This is a genomic window from Cellulomonas sp. URHB0016, from assembly GCF_054057935.1.
Map to the genome: position 1 here is coordinate 1,740,115 of NZ_JBSRZU010000001.1, position 16,313 is coordinate 1,756,427.

General features: G+C 76.3%; 12 protein-coding genes. 6 read left to right on the plus strand and 6 right to left on the minus strand.

Translation table 11 applies throughout. From position 1 onward, the window contains the following. Positions 1-18 precede the first annotated feature (18 nt). The 3 genes from ACVW07_RS08160 to ACVW07_RS08170 are packed head-to-tail and all read right to left on the minus strand — an operon-like array spanning position 19 to position 4,600. Positions 19-3,069: a sacsin N-terminal ATP-binding-like domain-containing protein gene (locus ACVW07_RS08160; RefSeq protein WP_456818747.1), complete on the minus strand. Its 3,051-nt coding sequence runs from the start codon at positions 3,067-3,069 to the stop codon at positions 19-21. Next, on the minus strand, positions 3,066-4,217 hold the full coding sequence (locus ACVW07_RS08165) for a DUF3027 domain-containing protein (protein WP_456818748.1): 1,152 nt from the start codon (positions 4,215-4,217) through the stop codon (positions 3,066-3,068). The genes ACVW07_RS08160 and ACVW07_RS08165 overlap by 4 nt, the downstream gene beginning before the upstream one ends. 2 nt (positions 4,218-4,219) lie before the next feature. Further along, positions 4,220-4,600: a cold-shock protein gene (locus ACVW07_RS08170; protein WP_456818749.1), complete on the minus strand. Its 381-nt coding sequence runs from the start codon at positions 4,598-4,600 to the stop codon at positions 4,220-4,222. Positions 4,601-4,734: 134 nt separating this feature from the next. Here ACVW07_RS08170 and ACVW07_RS08175 point away from each other — a divergent pair, with 134 nt between their 5' ends. The 6 genes from ACVW07_RS08175 to ACVW07_RS08200 all read left to right on the plus strand — a co-directional run bounded on the left by ACVW07_RS08175 (position 4,735) and on the right by ACVW07_RS08200 (position 13,879). Further along, positions 4,735-5,070 carry a TraR/DksA family transcriptional regulator gene (locus tag ACVW07_RS08175; protein WP_456818750.1) on the plus strand — a complete coding sequence of 112 codons (336 nt, stop codon included), beginning with the start codon at positions 4,735-4,737 and terminating at the stop codon, positions 5,068-5,070. Positions 5,071-5,144: 74 nt separating this feature from the next. Then, a complete protein-coding gene (locus ACVW07_RS08180) occupies positions 5,145-7,466 on the plus strand; it encodes a helicase-associated domain-containing protein (RefSeq protein ID WP_456818751.1) in 2,322 nt (773 codons plus the stop codon). Continuing rightward, positions 7,463-9,127, plus strand: a complete 1,665-nt coding sequence (locus tag ACVW07_RS08185) for a DNA repair helicase XPB (protein WP_456818752.1) — start codon at positions 7,463-7,465, stop codon at positions 9,125-9,127. Before ACVW07_RS08180 ends, ACVW07_RS08185 begins: the two co-directional genes overlap by 4 nt. A 120-nt stretch (positions 9,128-9,247) precedes the next feature. Further along, positions 9,248-10,756, plus strand: a complete 1,509-nt coding sequence (locus tag ACVW07_RS08190) for an Ig-like domain-containing protein (RefSeq protein ID WP_456818753.1) — start codon at positions 9,248-9,250, stop codon at positions 10,754-10,756. Positions 10,757-11,024: 268 nt separating this feature from the next. Continuing rightward, on the plus strand, positions 11,025-13,037 hold the full coding sequence (locus ACVW07_RS08195; RefSeq protein WP_456818754.1) for a TPM domain-containing protein: 2,013 nt from the start codon (positions 11,025-11,027) through the stop codon (positions 13,035-13,037). 53 nt (positions 13,038-13,090) lie between these two features. Then, positions 13,091-13,879, plus strand: coding sequence for a PspA/IM30 family protein (locus ACVW07_RS08200; RefSeq protein ID WP_456818755.1), 789 nt, complete (start codon positions 13,091-13,093; stop codon positions 13,877-13,879). A 73-nt stretch (positions 13,880-13,952) separates the two neighbouring features. Here the strand turns inward: ACVW07_RS08200 and ACVW07_RS08205 are convergent, their stop codons facing one another. From ACVW07_RS08205 to ACVW07_RS08215, 3 genes are read right to left on the minus strand one after another with little or no spacing between them, the layout of a single operon-like run. Continuing rightward, the gene (locus tag ACVW07_RS08205; protein ID WP_456818756.1) at positions 13,953-14,693 is read right to left on the minus strand and encodes a type 1 glutamine amidotransferase; all 741 of its coding nucleotides are present in this window, start codon (positions 14,691-14,693) and stop codon (positions 13,953-13,955) included. Between the two features lie 50 nt (positions 14,694-14,743). Then, complete coding sequence (locus ACVW07_RS08210) at positions 14,744-15,643, minus strand: alpha/beta fold hydrolase (RefSeq protein ID WP_456818757.1); 900 nt, start codon at positions 15,641-15,643, stop codon at positions 14,744-14,746. Between the two features lie 20 nt (positions 15,644-15,663). Further along, on the minus strand, positions 15,664-16,254 hold the full coding sequence (locus ACVW07_RS08215) for a TetR/AcrR family transcriptional regulator (protein WP_456818758.1): 591 nt from the start codon (positions 16,252-16,254) through the stop codon (positions 15,664-15,666). Positions 16,255-16,313: the final 59 nt, after the last annotated feature.

The following is a 16,313-nucleotide window of genomic DNA, read 5'->3' on the forward strand; positions in this document are numbered from 1 at the left end:
CGGGCCGGGCGGTCGCCGTCAGCTCTGCTGCGGAGCCCGCCACGCCGGGTCGAGCGCGATCGACGCCGCCCGGTCCGGGTCGCCGAGCAGGAGCTCGACGACGTGCCGGTCGGCCCACCGGCCGGCCGCCTGGGCCAGACCGGCGGCCAGCCCCTCGACGTGCACGGCGTGCACGACCGCACCGGCCCGATCCCCCTCGACCCACCACTGCACCGGCGTGCCGTCCACGAGAAGGTCCTCGTGCTCCTGCCACGTCGCCGGCGCGCCGGGCAGCACGGCCAGCACCGCGGACGGCACGTCGACCGTCTCGCCCGCGTCGCCGCCGACCACGCCGTCGGCGAGCTCCTCGACGAGCGGCAGGTCGAGCAGGTCGGCCACCGTGCGCGGGTCCGCCGCGGGGACGACCGCCGCCACGTCCGTCCGCTGGCACCACATCGGCGCACCGGCCACGGCGGCATCCTCGGCATGGGTGAGCGCCACACGGCCGGGCCCGACGATCGCCGGCACGAACTCGGGCGGCCGGTCGGGCGCCATCGCCGACCAGACCGCGACCGCGACGTCGGGGGCGACCGGCAGACCGGCGGGTCCCCAGCCGGCCAGGAGGACGCTCCAGCCGTCCCCGTCGAGCTCGTCGAACGACACGACCCCGCCCAGCGCACGCTGCACGCCCACGTCGAGGCCCGCGAGCGCGTCCGGTGCCGGAGGAAGGACCCCGGCCACCGCCCCGCCGATCCCGAACGGGCCGTCGAGCCCGAGGCCCGACCTGTCCCGGAGCCACCAGGCCGAGTACGACTGCGCCGTCCCGCCGGACTCGCCCCGCACCGGCTCGACGAGCGCGCGCCGCAGCCGGGGCACCGCGGCGACCCGTGCGAGCACGTCCGACCAGGCACCGTCGGCGACCGCGTCGAGGTCCGCGACCGCGGTCACCTCGCTGAGGTAGGCGCCGCCACCGAGCCGGCCCGCCAGATGCGCGAGGTACTCCTCCCAGCCGTCGAGCGACCGGGCGGCCAGCCCCGCGTCGTCCGACGCGTCCGGGTCGACCGCGAGCGGGTCGGCCAGCACGTCGTGGACCCGCACGAGCACCAGGTCGGCGCGGACCCCGACCGCCGTGAGCGTCCGCTCGTCCCACCGCTCGAGGACGGCGACCGCGACGGGCGTCATCACGCGGTCGTCCAGCAGCCGCGACGCCACCGAGCCGGGGACCACGAGACCGTCCGCCGGGGTGGGCTCGCCGTCCGCCGCGTCGAGCGTGAGCAGGCCGAGCCACGGCGGGGGCGGCGCGTCGTCGTCAGGGGCCCCCGCCGCGACGACAGCCGCGACGACGGCCAGGACCGCCTCGGTCACCTCGTCCGCCGTCACCAGGTCGTCGTCGTCCGCCTGGGCCAGCACCGCCTGCCGGACCGCCGGCTGCGCGAGCACCCCCGCGGCGTCGGCCTCCTCGGCACCGAGCCGCAGCAGCACCGGGTGCTCGGCGTCCGGGTCGACGACGCGGACGCCCCACCGGCCGAGCGTGCGCAGCGCCTCCGGCCCCAGGCGGCCTGCCAGGTCGCCGGGCAGCACCAGCGTGCCGCGTGCGCCGCGGACCACGCGGCCGTCGGCGAGCGGCACCGGCAGCGCGCCGAGCGCCTCACGGGCCTGGGGGTCGGCGGCGAGCCCGGTCAGCGCGTCGTAGAGGTCACGCCAGTCGCCGTCCAGCACGCCCGGGAGGTCCTCGACGGCGTCGGCGAGCGGGCGCAGCTCGACGCCCAGCGTGCGTGCCTGCGCGTCGCGGCCGGCAGGCAGGCGCACCAGGCCGGCCAGGCGCCGGCCGAGGGCCGCGAGCGCCCGGTCGTCGTGCCCGGCGGGACCGACCAGCGCCACGGCGTTGCCAGGCGCGACGAGCCCGTCGGCGCCGTCGTCGTCCGGGTCGTCGGCGGGGCGCAGCAGCGGTGTGCGGGCGAGCCGGTCGACGAGCCGGGTGCGCAGGTCGCCGTCGAGCGGCCCGGCCGCCAGACCCGTCGGGACGAGCGCCAGGGCGTCGCCACCGGAGGCGGCCACGTCCGTCGCGAGCCGGGCGTAGACGTCGGCGGCGTGGTCGAGCAGCGCATCGGTGAGCGGGCCGGCCGCGACGTGCCGGCGCGTCGGGTCGAGCGGGAGGGTCGCGACCAGGAGCGCCGGGACGCTGCTCGGCTCGTCCGTGGGCGTCGGCGCGTGCACCACGCGCGTGGCGGGGTCGGTGCCGTGCCGCGGCAGCGCCCAGGCCACCCGCCAGTCCCGCGCGGACCGCTCCTCCACCGGCCGGTCCGCGAGCAGCGCGAGCGGCAGCTCACCCTCGTCCGAGGCGACGACCCAGCGCTGCTCCACGTCCGCGAGCCGTCGGGGCGGGGCGTCGGAGGTGACGTCCTCGACGAGGATCTCGACGAGCGCCGGCAGGCCGAGCAGCAACGGGTCGCCCACGTCCCGCAGCAGCCCCCGGACCTCGTCGGCGGCCACCTCGTCCCGCAGCCGCAGCACCACGGCCGTGTCGTAGCCGGCGGGAGGCCGGCCGTCGGCGGGGAGCGGCAGCCGCAGCGCGGGCAGCTGACCGTCCCGGCGGCGCACCTCGTCCGCGAGCGCCGGCACGTCCGCCGACGCCTGCGCCAGCAGCTCGGCGGTGTCCGCGACGGAGAACCGCACCCCGCCGGTCGTCGACAGCACCGACACCTCGTCGGCCACCGCCCGCACCGCCGCGAAACCCACCCCGAACCGGCCGACGGTCCGGTTGCGCCCGTCCGCCCGCTTCGAGGACGCCCGCATCGACGCCAGCGACGCGACCCCCTCGGCGTCCAGCGGCGCGCCCGTGTTCGCCGCGACGAGCACCGTGCCGTCGTCCGCGTGCACCAGCCGCAGCAGCAGCCTGCCCGGCACCGCCGTCCGCGCCGCGGCGTCGGCCGCGTTCTGCGCGAGCTCCACGAGCACCCGGTCGCGGTAGTACCCGCGGGCGTGGTCCTCCTCGGTGTTGGCGTCCTCGCGCAGCCGTGCCGGCGAGGCGCGCCACGCCCGCAGCACGGCGGCCCGCAGGGCCGCCGTGCCGAAGGCGTCGGGGGTCACTGCTCCGGGGCGGGCTCGGTCGCAGGGCCGTCGGCGGCCCCGTCGTCGGCCCGGGCCTCGTCGGCCGGCGCATCCTGGGCCGGGCGCTCCCCCACCGGCAGGTCCTCCGTCGCCAGCTCCGCGACCGGCGCGTCCCCGACCGGCGCGTCCTCGACCGGCGCGTCCTCGGCCGGCACGTCCTCCGTCGCCAGCTCCGCGACCGGCGCGTCCTCGACCGGCGCGTCCTCGGCCGGCACGTCCTCCGTCGCCAACTCCGCGACCGGCGCGTCCTCGACCGGCGCGTCCTCGACCGGCACGTCCTCCGTCGCCAGCTCCGCGACCGGCGCATCCCCGGTCGGCAGGTCCCGCGCGACCGCCGCGGCGGCGGCCGCCGCCCGGTCACGCCTGCCGCGCGGTTCACCGCGGTCGACGGACTCCACCAGCATCTCGTCGATCAGCGGCGCCGGTGCCGGCCACTCGCTGGGCAGCACTCCCGCGTCGGTCTCGGAGTGCGCCCCGCACCCGTGGTCGAGGCTGACGACGCGGCCGTCGTCGGGCGACCACTCGTTGGCACAGACGCCGAAGACCGTGCCGAGGGACCCCTGCAGCGGCACGAGGAACCCGCACGAGTAGCACGCGGCGCTCGACGCGAGCGCACCGGCCGTCGTCGGGCCGTGGGACCCGCGGTACCACCGCTCGGCGGCCTCGTCACGGCCCTGCGGCGAGAGCACCCGCACCCGGGCGAGCGCGAGCTCCTCGATGGCGACCTCGTCGAGCTCCGGGTCCCCCGACGGCGTCCAGCCGGGTTCGAGCCGCGGGTCGTCCGGCCGGAACGGCAGCACGTCCCCCGGGCCGATGTCGCCGGGCTGCAACCGCTCCGCCCACGGGACCCAGGCCTTGCCGAGGATCGCGTCCTCGCCGGGCAGCAGCTCCGCCTCGCACACCGTCGCGGTCCGCCCGCGGGGCACCCGCGCGACCGTGACGGTCCACTCCCAGCCGCGGTAGCCGCGCGCTGTGCAGGCGAAACGGTGGGAGACGAGGCGCTCCCCCTCGACCGCCAGGCCGAGGTACTCGCCGACGTCCGCCGGGTCCTCGGCGATGCCGACGGCGACCTCGCGCGCGAGGTCCACGGCCGACCGCAGGACGGCGTCCTTCGTCGCAGCAGCCATGGTCAGGCCTCGAGGTCGTCGGCGACCGCGCGCAGCAGCGTCGCGTACTGCGTGGCCCGGGCCTTCTCGGGGTAGCGGCCGCGGCGCAGGTCGTTGCCGACCTTGTCGAGCACCTTGATCAGGTCCTCGATGATGACGGCGAAGTCGTCGGCCGGCTTGCGGGTGGCCTTCGCGACCGACGGCAGCGGGTCCAGGATCTTGACGGACAGCGCCTGCGGGCCGCGGCGGCCGTCGGCGACGCCGAAGTCCACCTTGGTGCCGGGCTTCGGGGCGACGCCCTCGGGGAGCGCCGACGCGTGCAGGAACACCTCACCGCCGTCGTCGCCGGCGATGAAACCGAAGCCGCGCTCGGTGTCGAACCACTTGACCTTGCCGGTGGGCACGGCAGACCCCTGTCGTGAGAGAAGTAAAGGACGTCCTACGCTCCAGGTTACCGGGCGCACCGGCCGCGAAGCGCGCCGCCGGGCTGGGACGGACCCCGGGGCGAGCGACGGCGTCCCGGTGCTGAGGACGGTCGATGACGGACGACGCACTGACCCGGCTGCTGGCCCTGCGCTCCGGGACGCTGGAGCGACTCGCCGCGCTGCGGCGTGAGCACGCCGCGGTCGTCGACGCGTCCCGGGACAGCAACGCGGACGACGAGCACGACCCGGAGGGCGCGACCATCGCCTTCGAGCGGGCCCAGGTCGACGCGCTGGCCCGGGACGCCGGCCGCCGGCTCGCCGAGGTGGACGCGGCGCTGGAGCGGCTGGAGGCCGGGACCTACGGCACGTGCGCGCGCTGCGGCGGCCGCATCCCGCCGGCCCGTCTGGAGGCACGTCCGACCGCCACGAGGTGCGTCGCCTGCGCCTGAGGCCCAGCGCGGGCGCGGGTGCTGGGCACGTGGCCGTAGCCGTGCCCCCGGACCGGCCACGTATCGTGGTGCGGATGGCCACGTTCACCGGGTACCTGCGCGCACGCAGCGACGACGAGCTCGTCGCGCTGCTGCGGCTGCGCCCGGACCTCGCCGCCCCCGCGCCGTCCACGCTGTCCTCCCTGGCGGTGCGGGCGACGAGCCGGTCCAGCCTGGACCGGGCGCTCGCGTCCGTCGACGCGGGCGTGCTCCAGGTCCTGGAGGCGGTGGTCGCGCTCGACGAGTCCGGACCGGTCTCGTCCGCACAGCTGGTACGGGCGGTGGCGGGCGTCGACGACCCGGTGGGGGCGGCGGCCGTCGAGCAGGCGTTGCGCTCGGCGCAGGCCCGTGCGCTCGTGTTCCCGGAGGAGCCCTCGCCGGACGCCCCGCTGCACCCGTCGCCCGGGCTGCCGGAGGCGCTCGGCCCGTACCCGGCGGGTCTCGCCCCGGTCGACCACCACCGCGCCGTGCACCCGCCGACGGACCCCGACGTGGTGCGTGCGCTGCTCGACGAGGCACCGGCGGGCGCCCGGCAGGTGCTCGACGCCCTGACGTGGGGGCCGCCGGTCGGCCTGTCGCCGTCACCCGGCAGCCCCAGCGCGACCGCCGTCTCGTGGCTGGTCCGGCGCGGGCTGCTGGTGCCGGGCGACAACCGCCACGTGCTGCTGCCTCGGGCCGTCGCGCTCGCGCTGCGTGACGGCCGCACCCACCGGCGGCCCGCGGCGGCCCCTCCCGTGCCGACCGAGGCCGCCGTCCGGCCCCCGGCGCTGGTCGCCGCGGAGTCCGCCTCCGCCGGGGAGCGGGTCGCCCGTCTCGTCGCCCGGCTGACGCGCTCGTGGGAGCAGTCGCCCCCGCCGGTGCTGCGGGCGGGGGGCCTCGGGGTCCGGGAGCTCAAGCGGACGGCAGCGGCGCTGGAGCTCGACGAGGGCGAGGCGGCGTTCGTCGTCGAGCTGGCCGGCGCCGCCGGGTTCGTCGCCGACGACGGCGAGGAGGTCCCGTCGTTCGTGCCGACGGTCGCGGTCGACGACTGGTGGAGCCTCGACCTCGCCGGCCGCTGGGCCGCGCTGGCCCGCACGTGGCTGACGTCGCCGCGAGCGGCCTGGCTGGTGGGTACCCGCGACGAGCGCGGCGCCCTGCGGGGGGCCCTCGACCCCGAGCTCGTCCGGGCCTGGGCCCCGCGGCTGCGCGCGACGGTGCTCGGGGCGCTCGCGGAGGTCGCCCCCGGGACGGCGCTCACCGCTGCGCAGGTGCTGGACGTCCTGCGGTGGCGCACGCCGCGGTCGGTGCCGCCCCTCAACGCGGTCGACGCGGTGCTGCTGGAGGCCGGCCGGCTGGGCGTGCTGGGCGCCGGCGCGCTGTCCGACGCGGGCCGGGCGCTGATCACGGGCGGCGACCCCGCGGAGGCGCTCGGCGCGGCCCTGCCCGCCGCCGTCGACGAGGTGCTTCTGCAGGGCGACCTCACAGGCATCGTCCCGGGGCGCCCGTCCGCCGCCCTGGAGGACCTGCTCGACCGCACCGCCCGGGTCGAGTCCCGCGGCGGCGCGGTGACGGTGCGCTTCACCGCGGACTCCGTGCGGGCCGCGCTCGACGCGGGCTCCACGGCCGACGCCCTGCTCGCCGAGCTGGCCGAGCACTCCCGGGGAGCCGTCCCGCAGCCGCTGGAGTACCTGGTGCGTGACGCGGCGCGCCGGCACGGACGGCTCCGGGCGGGCTCGGCGTCGAGCTACCTGCGGGCCGACGACCCCGCGCTGCTCGCCGGGCTCGTCGAGGACGCCCGGTTCACCGGCCTCGGCCTCGTGGCGCTCGCTCCGACGGTCCTCGTCGCCCAGGCCGGCACCCGCGAGCTCGTCGAGGCGCTCCGCGCGGCGGGCCTGGCACCGGTCGCGGAAGGGCCGGACGGGCAGGTGCTGCACCTGATGCCGGAGGTGCGCCGCGTCGGGCGGCGGGGTGCGGCCGCGGCGCGACGCAGGGCGGCCGACGCGGCCGCCGTCGTCGGGCCGCAGGAGGCCCAGCCCACGGAGCGGCTGGCGGCGCTCGTCCCCCGGCTGCGGCGCGCCGACGAGGACCAGGTGCCCGCGGTGCCGACGCCGGTGGCGCCCGGGCGCCAGCCGCAGCGGGCGGGCAGCGGAACAGCCGACCCCGCCGGGGCGTTGGTGCTGCTGCGCGAGGCCGCCGCCGAGCGCACCCCGGTGTGGGTGGAGCTGGTGGGTCCGCAGGGGCTCACGGAGAAGCGGCTGCTGCGTCCCGTCCTCGTCGAGGGCGGTCGTGTGCGCGCCGTCGACCCTGCCCGTGAGGCGGAGCTGACCATCGCCGTGCACCGCATCGCGTCGGTCACCCGAGAAGAGGAGAGCCCGTGACGAACGGCCCGTTGATCGTGCAGAGCGACAAGACGCTGCTGCTCGAGGTGGACCACGACCAGGCCGAGGCCTGCCGGCGGGCCATCGCACCGTTCGCGGAGCTGGAGCGGGCCCCCGAGCACGTGCACACCTACCGCCTCACGCCGCTGGGCCTGTGGAACGCGCGGGCGGCCGGTCACGACGCGGAGCAGGTCGTCGACGTGCTCCTCGCGTACTCGCGCTACCCGGTGCCGCACGCCCTGCTGGTCGACGTCGCCGACACGATGTCCCGCTACGGCCGGCTGCAGCTCGTGCAGGACCCGGTGCACGGGCTCGTGCTGCACTCCCTCGACCCCGCGGTGCTCGCCGAGGTGATCCGCTCGCGGCGGACCGCCGGGCTGCTGGGCGCCCGGCTCGACGCCACGGACGTGGTGGTGCACCCGTCCGAGCGCGGCCACCTCAAGCAGGTGCTGCTCAAGCTCGGCTGGCCCGCCGAGGACCTCGCCGGATACGTGAACGGCGAGGCCCACCAGATCGACCTGGTGCAGGACGGCTGGCACCTGCGGCCGTACCAGCAGCAGGCGGTCGACGGGTTCTGGCACGGCGGGTCCGGGGTCGTGGTGCTCCCCTGCGGGGCCGGCAAGACGATCGTCGGGGCCGCGTCGATGGCCCGCTCGGGGACGACCACGCTCATCCTCGTGACGAACACCGTCAGCGCCCGCCAGTGGCGCGACGAGCTGGTGAAGCGCACCACGCTGACCGAGGACGAGATCGGCGAGTACTCCGGTGCCCGCAAGGAGATCCGCCCGGTCACGATCGCGACCTACCAGGTGCTGACGACGAAGCGGAAGGGCGTCTACACGCACCTGGAGCTGCTCGACGCCCGCGACTGGGGCCTCGTCGTGTACGACGAGGTGCACCTGCTGCCGGCCCCCATCTTCCGCATGACCGCCGACCTGCAGGCACGCCGCCGCCTCGGCCTGACCGCCACCCTCGTCCGGGAGGACGGCCGCGAGGACGAGGTGTTCAGCCTCATCGGCCCCAAGCGGTTCGACGCCCCCTGGAAGGACATCGAGGCCCAGGGCTACATCGCGCCCGCCGACTGCGTCGAGGTCCGGCTCACGCTGCCCGACGCCGAGCGGATGGCCTACGCGACCGCCGAGCCCGAGGACAAGTACCGCCTCGCCGCGACGGCCAGGGGCAAGAACCGCGTGGTCGAGCACCTCGTGGCCCAGCACACCGGTGACCAGGTGCTCGTGATCGGCCAGTACCTCGACCAGCTCCACGAGCTCGCCGAGCACCTCGACGCCGACCTCATCACCGGCGAGACGCGGGTGAGCGAGCGGCAGCGGCTGTTCGACGCGTTCCGGAGCGGCGAGATCCACAAGCTCGTCGTCAGCAAGGTCGCGAACTTCTCGATCGACCTGCCCGAGGCGTCGGTCGCCATCCAGGTGTCGGGGTCGTTCGGGTCCCGTCAGGAGGAGGCGCAGCGGCTCGGCCGGATCATGCGGCCCAAGTCCGACGGCAAGACGGCGCACTTCTACACCGTCGTGTCCCGGGACACCGTCGACCAGGACTTCGCCGCCCACCGGCAGCGGTTCCTCGCCGAGCAGGGGTACGCCTACACGATCGTCGACGCCGAGGACCTGCTGGCCCCGACGGACGAGCTCGAGCGGGACTGACCTGTCACCCGTTCGCCGACCTGTGACGCCCCCCACAGGGGTCCGGTCGGGCGAACGGGCTCAGGTGCGGGCCGCTCGTCCCGATGGGACCACGACTCGTCCCCTCGAAGAAGGACCCTCGTGTCGACATCCCTCCACACCGGGCGGCTCCGCCGCGCGCTCGCCGCGGCGGGTGCCGCGGTGCTGCTGGTCACGGCGACCGCAGCCGCCACCGCCACCACCGCCACCGCCGCCGTCGCCCCCGTGACGAGCTCGTTGGGCTCCAGCTGGGCCAGCCCGGTGGCCCAGGGCGGCGACGACGGTCACGCCGTCTACGTCCTGCGCCCGGCCGGCCAGCGATACGCCACCGGCTCGATCGCGGTGACGGACGACGTCACGGGCTCCGTCACGACCACGCCCCTGGACGAGTTCGGTGCGGTGTGGTTCGTGCCGAACGACCTCCTGGTCGGCGACCACGAGCTCACGTTCCAGTACTCGGGCGACGACCTGTACTCACCGAGCTCGTTGACCCGCACCGTCACCGTCACCGGCCCTCTCAGCCCCGGCATCCCCGCCAAGGGGCGGCCGCGGATGACGATGACCGGCACGGAGTCGGCGCTGCCTGGCGCGACCCCCGAGTACACGCTGCACGTGACGGGCAGCGGGCCGGTCCCCACCGGGACCGTCTCCGTGTTCGAGTTCGACGGTGACGTCCCCTACACCAGCGAGCCCGTGGAGCTGCAGGACGGGTCGGCCGTGGTCCACCTGCCCGCCGTCACCCCCGGCCGCCACGTCATGTCGGCCAGCTACTCGGGCGACTCCCAGTACCTGGGGGCCCACCAGGCGCACGACGTGATCTACCTGGTCGTCCCCGTCACCGTCCCGGGGGGCGAGCCCGACGAGCCGCCCGTGCCCGTTCCCGCCGAGAAGGGCGACCCGCTCGTCGAGACGCCCGCGACCGTGACGACGGCCGTCGGCACGCCCGCCCGCTTCCGCGTCCTGTTCCACAGCCCGGTCCGCCAGGACACGACCGTGACGGTCCGCGAGGGCTCGACGGTGCTCGCCCAGGTCGGCCGGTCCGCAGCCGCGGACCGCGCCGAGGTCACGCTCCCCGTGCTGGCCCCCGGCACGCACACCCTGACCGTCTCGACCCCCGAGTCGGACAGCCTGAAGGCGTCGCAGGCCACGGTCGCCCTCGTCGTCTCCGGTGAGCCGACGCGCGCCACCGAGGCGCCGACGGGCACGCTGTCCGCACCGGCCGACGTCGTCGTCGGTGCGCCGACGACGCTGGAGGCGCACGGCTACACCCCGGGCGAGACGGTGGCGTTCTACCTGCACTCCGACCCGGTGCTCCTCGGCACCGCCGTCGCCGACGCGCAGGGCGTCGCCCGCCTGGTCGTCACCCTCCCGGCGGGTGTGCCGGCCGGGGCCCACCACGTCCTGGCCACCGGCGGCACGAGCGGCGTCTGGGCGGAGCTCCCGGTGACCGTGACCGCCGCGGCCGCCCCGGGGACGCCGACCCCTGCCGCCACGGGGACCGCGACGCTCGCAGCCACGGGTGCGCAGACCGGGTCGCTCGTCGCGGTGGCGCTCCTGGCGCTCGCCCTCGGCGGTGGCCTCGTCGTCGCACGGAGGCGCGCACAGGGCTGACCTCCTGCACCCGACCGACGGCCGGTCCGACTTTCGGGTCGGGCCGGCCGTCGTCGTCCCGGCCCGGCCCGGGCGGAGCGGCGACCGGACCCGCCCGTGCCCGTCGCGGCGTCTCGGAGAGTCCCGGGGTCCCGGCGTCCCGGCGTCCCGGCGTCCCGGGATCCCGGCATCCCGGTGTCCCGGCGGACGACCGGCACGCGTCGGGCCCGGGAACCCGCAGGTGACATCCGTCGTTGCGACCGGTACATCGCTCCGGAAGGATCATCGGGTGCTCCCCCGTCGTCGTGGCCCGTCGCTCCTCGTCCCTGCCCTCCTGGGCCTGTTCCTGCTGGTCGGAGGCAGCGCGGCGTCGGCGGCCGAGCCGCAGGCGCTCACCGGCGAGATCACCGACCCGGTGGGTGCCCTCGACGGGCAGGAGGGCGAGGTCCAGGCCGCGCTCGACCAGCTCGCCGACGAGACGCCGTACCAGCTCTACGTCGTCTACGTGGCGGACTTCGGCGGTGCCGACCCCAAGGCGTGGGCCCGGGAGACGGCCGCGGCGTCCGGGCTGGGCAGCGGAGACTTCGTCCTCGCGGTCGCGACGGAAGCCCGTCGGTACGCGCTCGTCCCGGAGTCCACCGGCGAGCTGTCCTTCGACCAGGTCCAGCAGGCGTACGTCGCCGCCGAGGACCCGCTTCGCGACGACGACTGGGCCGGTGCGGCGGTCGCGGTGGCGGACACCCTCCGCGAGGAAGCGACCGGCGGCGGCTCGTCGGGCGGTTCCTGGTTCGGCGCGCTCCTGGTCATCGGCCTGGTGGCGATCGGTCTGTTCCTGCTGGTCGCGTGGGTGCGTGGCCGCTCGCGCCGGCAGCAGGTCGCCGCCGCCCCGCAGAGCACCGGTCCGGCGCAGCAGGCCGACGAGCTCACGATGCTCCCGACCGCCGAGCTCGACCGCCGCTCGTCGACCGCGCTCGTCGCCATCGACGACGCCCTGCGGACCTCCGAGCAGGAGCTCGGCTTCGCCCAGGCGCAGTTCGGGCCGAGCGCGACGAAGGAGTTCGAGGCGGTGCTCGCGAGCGCCAAGCAGCGCGTCACCGAGGCGTTCCGGCTGCGCCAGACGCTCGACGACGACATCCCCGACTCGGAGCCGCAGGTCCGCGAGACGGCCACGCGCATCCTGCGGCAGTGCCAGCAGGTCGCCGCGGACCTCGAGGCGCAGAAGGCCGGCTTCGACCGGCTGCGCGACCTGCAGGCCGGCGTCGGCGAGGCGCTGGACGCGCACGAGCACACGGCCGCGGCGCTGCAGGCCCGCGTCGAGCCGGCACGCGCCTCGATCGCCACGCTCGCCGCCCAGTACCCGCCGAGCGCCCTGGCGTCGGTCACCCACAACCCCGACCAGGCCCGCCTGCTGCTCGACGAGATCATCTCGACCATCGCGAAGGGCCGTGAGGCGGCCGCGCGTGACGAGCGCGGGACCGCCGTCGGCTACGCCCGTGCCACCGAGGAGGCGCTCGGCCAGGTCACCACGCTGCTCGACGCCGTCGACCGGGCCGGTGCCGACCTCGCGACGATCGGTCCGCGGCTCGACGCCGCCGTCGCGTCGATCTCGTCCGACCTCGCCGACGTGCGGCGCCTCGCCCCGCAGAGCCAGGACGTGGCCGGCCCGGCCGTGAACGCGCACGCCGCGATCGAGACGGCACGGACGGCCCGCGCCGGCACCGGCGACCCGCTGGCGGCGCTCCGCACCATCACCGACGCCGAGCTCGCGCTCGATGCCGCCCTCGCCCCCCTGCGCGAGTCCGACGAGCGCGCCCGGCGCGCGCTCGGGCTGCTCGACGACCTCATGGGCCGGCTCGACTCCACGCTGCGGGCGACGAGCGACTTCGTCGCGACCCGTCGCGGGGCGGTCGGCCCGGAGGCGCGCACGAGGCTCGCGGAGGCCGAACGGCTGCGCACCCGCGCCCTCGACGAGCGCGGCCGGGCCCCGGAGCAGGCGCTCGAGTCCGCGCGGCGCGCCCAGGAGCTCGCCGTCGAGGCGCAGCAGCTCGCGCAGGCCGACGTCGACCACCAGCAGGACTTCGCCGGGGTCGGCGGTCGGCGTGGCGGCGACCAGTTCGGCGGCGTCGGCGGGATGGTGCTCGGCGGGATCCTGCTCGACTCGATCCTGCGCGGGGGCGGCGGCTTCGGCGGCGGCCATCACGGCGGCGGCTGGGGCGACGGCGGAGGCGGCGGCTGGGGCGGCGGAGGCGGCGACGGCGGCGGCGGTGGCTTCGGCGACGGCGGGTTCGGCGGCGGGTTCTGAACCCCTGCACATCGACTGCAACAGACAGCACGGACGACGAGAGGCACGACACGATGACCGAGAAGCAGAGCATCTTCGGCCGCATCACGCAGCTGACCCGCGCGAACATCAACGCGCTGATCGACCAGGCGGAGGACCCGCAGAAGATGCTGGACCAGCTCGTCCGCGACTACACCGGCTCGATCGCCGAGGCCGAGAAGGCCATCGCGCAGACCATCGGCAACCTGCGTCTCGCCGAGCAGGACTACAACGAGGACGTCCGGGCGGCCCGCGAGTGGGGCCAGAAGGCGCTCGCCGCGTCCACCGCCGCGGACCAGGCCCGCTCGGCGGGGGACGCCGTCAAGGCCGACCGCTTCGACAACCTGGCCAAGGTGGCGCTCGGCAAGCAGATCACCGCCGAGGGCGAGGTCCGTGACGCCGAGCCGCTCATCGCGTCGCAGCGGGAGACCGTCGAGAAGCTCAAGACCGGCCTGTCGCAGATGAAGGACAAGCTCGGCCAGCTCAAGTCGCGCCGCGACACGCTCGTCGCCCGGCAGAAGTCGGCCCAGGCGCAGCAGACCGTGCAGACCGCGATCAGCTCGATCAACGTGCTGGACCCGACGAGCGAGATCGCCCGCTTCGAGGAGAAGGTGCGCCGCGAGGAGGCGCTGGCGATGGGTCAGGCGGAGCTCGCGTCGTCCTCCCTGGACGCGCAGTTCGCCGAGCTCGAGATGTCCGGCGAGCAGCTGGAGGTCGAGGCCCGGCTCCTCGCGCTGAAGTCCGGCAGCGCCCCCACCCAGCTCGGGACCACCCCGGTGACGGCCCAGATCGAGGCCCCGCAGGACGCCCCGCGCGACGCCTGACTGTCCCTGGCACGCAGACGGCCGCGGCCGGCGACCCCGTCGAGGGGCGCCGGCCGCGGCCGTTCGCGCGTGGTCAGGCGGGGGTGCGCTCCGCGGCGCGCGCGACCACGATGCCCGCGAACGCACGGGCGAGCGCCCGACCGGCGCCCGCGACCACCTCGTCGTGCTGCGCCGCCGCGGCGTCCACGGCCGCGGTGTCGACGTCGTCGTGCAGCGCCGCCCACGCGTGCAGCGTCTCGGGCGACGCCTCGGGGTGGAACTGCACGCCCCACGCCGGACCGACACGGAAGGCCTGGTAGGGGTAGGCCCGCGAGTGCGCCAGCCAGGTGGCGGTGCGGGGGAGGTCGACGATCGCGTCGGCGTGCATGCTCGGCAGGCGCGTGCTGCGGCGCTCCTCGGGCAGGTCCACGTCGACGAGTCCGCCGACGAGCGCGTCGCCGACCGCCTCCGGGCGCCAGTGCACCTCGATGACGCCGGACTCTCGCCCGGGAGGGGCCGCGACGTGCACGCGCCCGCCGGTCGCGACGGCGAGGAGCTGCGCACCGAGGCAGATGCCCAGCGTGGGCACCCCGGCGCCGACGGCGGCGGCGAGCAGGGCGCGTGTCTCGGCGACGCCGGGATGGTCGGACGTGGCGGACATCTGGCCGCCGAGCACGAGCAGGCCGTCCAGCGCGTCCGCGGCACCGGCGCTCTCGCCGAGGTCGGCGCGCACGAGCCGGACGTCGACGCCGTCGAGCCAGTCCGCGAATCGGTCCAGCGACACACCGGCGTCGAGCTGGACGACGGTCAGCACGGGGGTGGTTGCATCGGTCACGAGGCAGCACGGTACCGGTTTGGACGCCCGCTCAGAACAGTTCGGGGATCTCATTCCCCCACGTAGGCGACGACCCGCTTGACCGTCTCCCCGTCCCGCAGGATCCGCCGGTGGCCGAGCCCGTCGCTGACCACGAGCTCGGCGCCCGGCCAGGCGCGGGCGATGCGCGGGCCGTCCTGGTGGTCGGCCTCCTTGTCGGCCAGGTCGCTCAGCACGAGGGCGGGCGGGAGCGGGCCCGGGGCGTTCGCGGCGCGCACGGGCACGTCCAGGGTGGACAGCCGGCGCCCGACGAGCCCTTCCATCCGCACGACGAGCCGGTGCCGGCTCGTGCCGCCGAGGCCCAGCGCGGCCGCGAACTCGGTGACGTACGACAACGGCTGCGCGAGCGGGGTGATGAGCACGAGCCGCTCGGTCGCGGTGCCGTCGAGGACCGCGAGGGCGCTCGCGGCGGCCCCGAGCGAGTGCCCGACGACGGCGCGGACCGGCCCGTGCTCGATGGTCTGCGCGGTGACGACGGCGTCGAGCGCGGACGCGAGCTCGGGCAGCGTCGACCGGCCGCGGCCGAGCGCTCCCGGGCCGGAGGCGCCGTGACTGGGCGCGTCGTACGCCACGACGCGCAGGCCGGCGGCGACGAGCGGTTCGACGAGCGGCGCCGCGAGCTGTGCGCGATGGCCTCCCCAGCCGTGCACGAGGACGACCGTCGGGCCGTCCTCGCCCCACGTCTGGCCCGCGATCTCGGACCGCCCGAACGGCAGCGTCCAGGTCCTGCCGCCGGCGACGGTCTGCCTCCCGGTGGCGTGGGGCGGCCGGCACCACAGGCGCAGCGCCGCCCGTGCCATCAGGTCCGGTGCCCACGGGTCGACCGCGCGCACGGCCGCACGGAGGGCGGGCGGCACGCCGAACCTATAGGAACGAACGGTCGTGCTTTTTTCGGCGGACATCTCGGCCATGGTGCGCTCCTTCTGGGAGGTCAGTGGTCAGGGTGGAGCGACTTCATGAGCCGCTCGAACGCGAATCGCGTGCGGGTCTCGGCGGCCGCGTCCTCGAGGAGCCGGAACGCGTGGAAGTGCGCGAGCATCAGCCCGTGCAGGTCGTGCGCGAACTGCTCGGGCGCCAGGTCCTCACGGAACGCCCCCTCCTTGACGCCCGACCGGTACACCTGGGCGAGCGACTCCACGAGGTCCCAGTGGTCGCGGACCACCTGATCCCGCACCGGACCCGGCTGATCGTCGAACTCGGTGGCGGCGGACACGAACAGGCAGCCGGCGCTGCCGGCGGTCGACGCCACCAGCCAGCACTCGAACAGCGTGCGGACGCGGGGCTCGCCGCGAGGCGACCCGAGCGCGGGCCGGATCACCTGGTCGACGAACCGCTCGCGCGCGCGGCTCAGCACGGCGAGCTGCAACGCCTCCTTGGAGCGGAAGTGCGCGTACAGGCCGCTCTTGGACAGGTCCGAGGCGGATGCCAGCGAGCCGATGGTCAGGCCCGCGACGCCGAGCCGGCCGGCGATCTCGACGGCACGGTCGATCACCGACTGCCGGGTCACCTCGCCCTTGCTCACCGGTCGAAATTAGCACGATCGTGCGAAGCGGTCGAGATTCAGCCGAGCGGCGGCATGCT

Bases quoted from the DNA above. Each gene is read 5' to 3' on its own strand.
- ACVW07_RS08180 (WP_456818751.1), top strand. From the start codon at position 5,145: ATGGCCACGTTCACCGGGTACCTGCGCGCACGCAGCGACGACGAGCTC.
- ACVW07_RS08165 (WP_456818748.1), bottom strand. From the start codon at position 4,217: ATGGCTGCTGCGACGAAGGACGCCGTCCTGCGGTCGGCCGTGGACCTC.
- ACVW07_RS08175 (WP_456818750.1), top strand. From the start codon at position 4,735: ATGACGGACGACGCACTGACCCGGCTGCTGGCCCTGCGCTCCGGGACG.
- ACVW07_RS08210 (WP_456818757.1), bottom strand. From the start codon at position 15,643: ATGGCCGAGATGTCCGCCGAAAAAAGCACGACCGTTCGTTCCTATAGG.
- ACVW07_RS08200 (WP_456818755.1), top strand. From the start codon at position 13,091: ATGACCGAGAAGCAGAGCATCTTCGGCCGCATCACGCAGCTGACCCGC.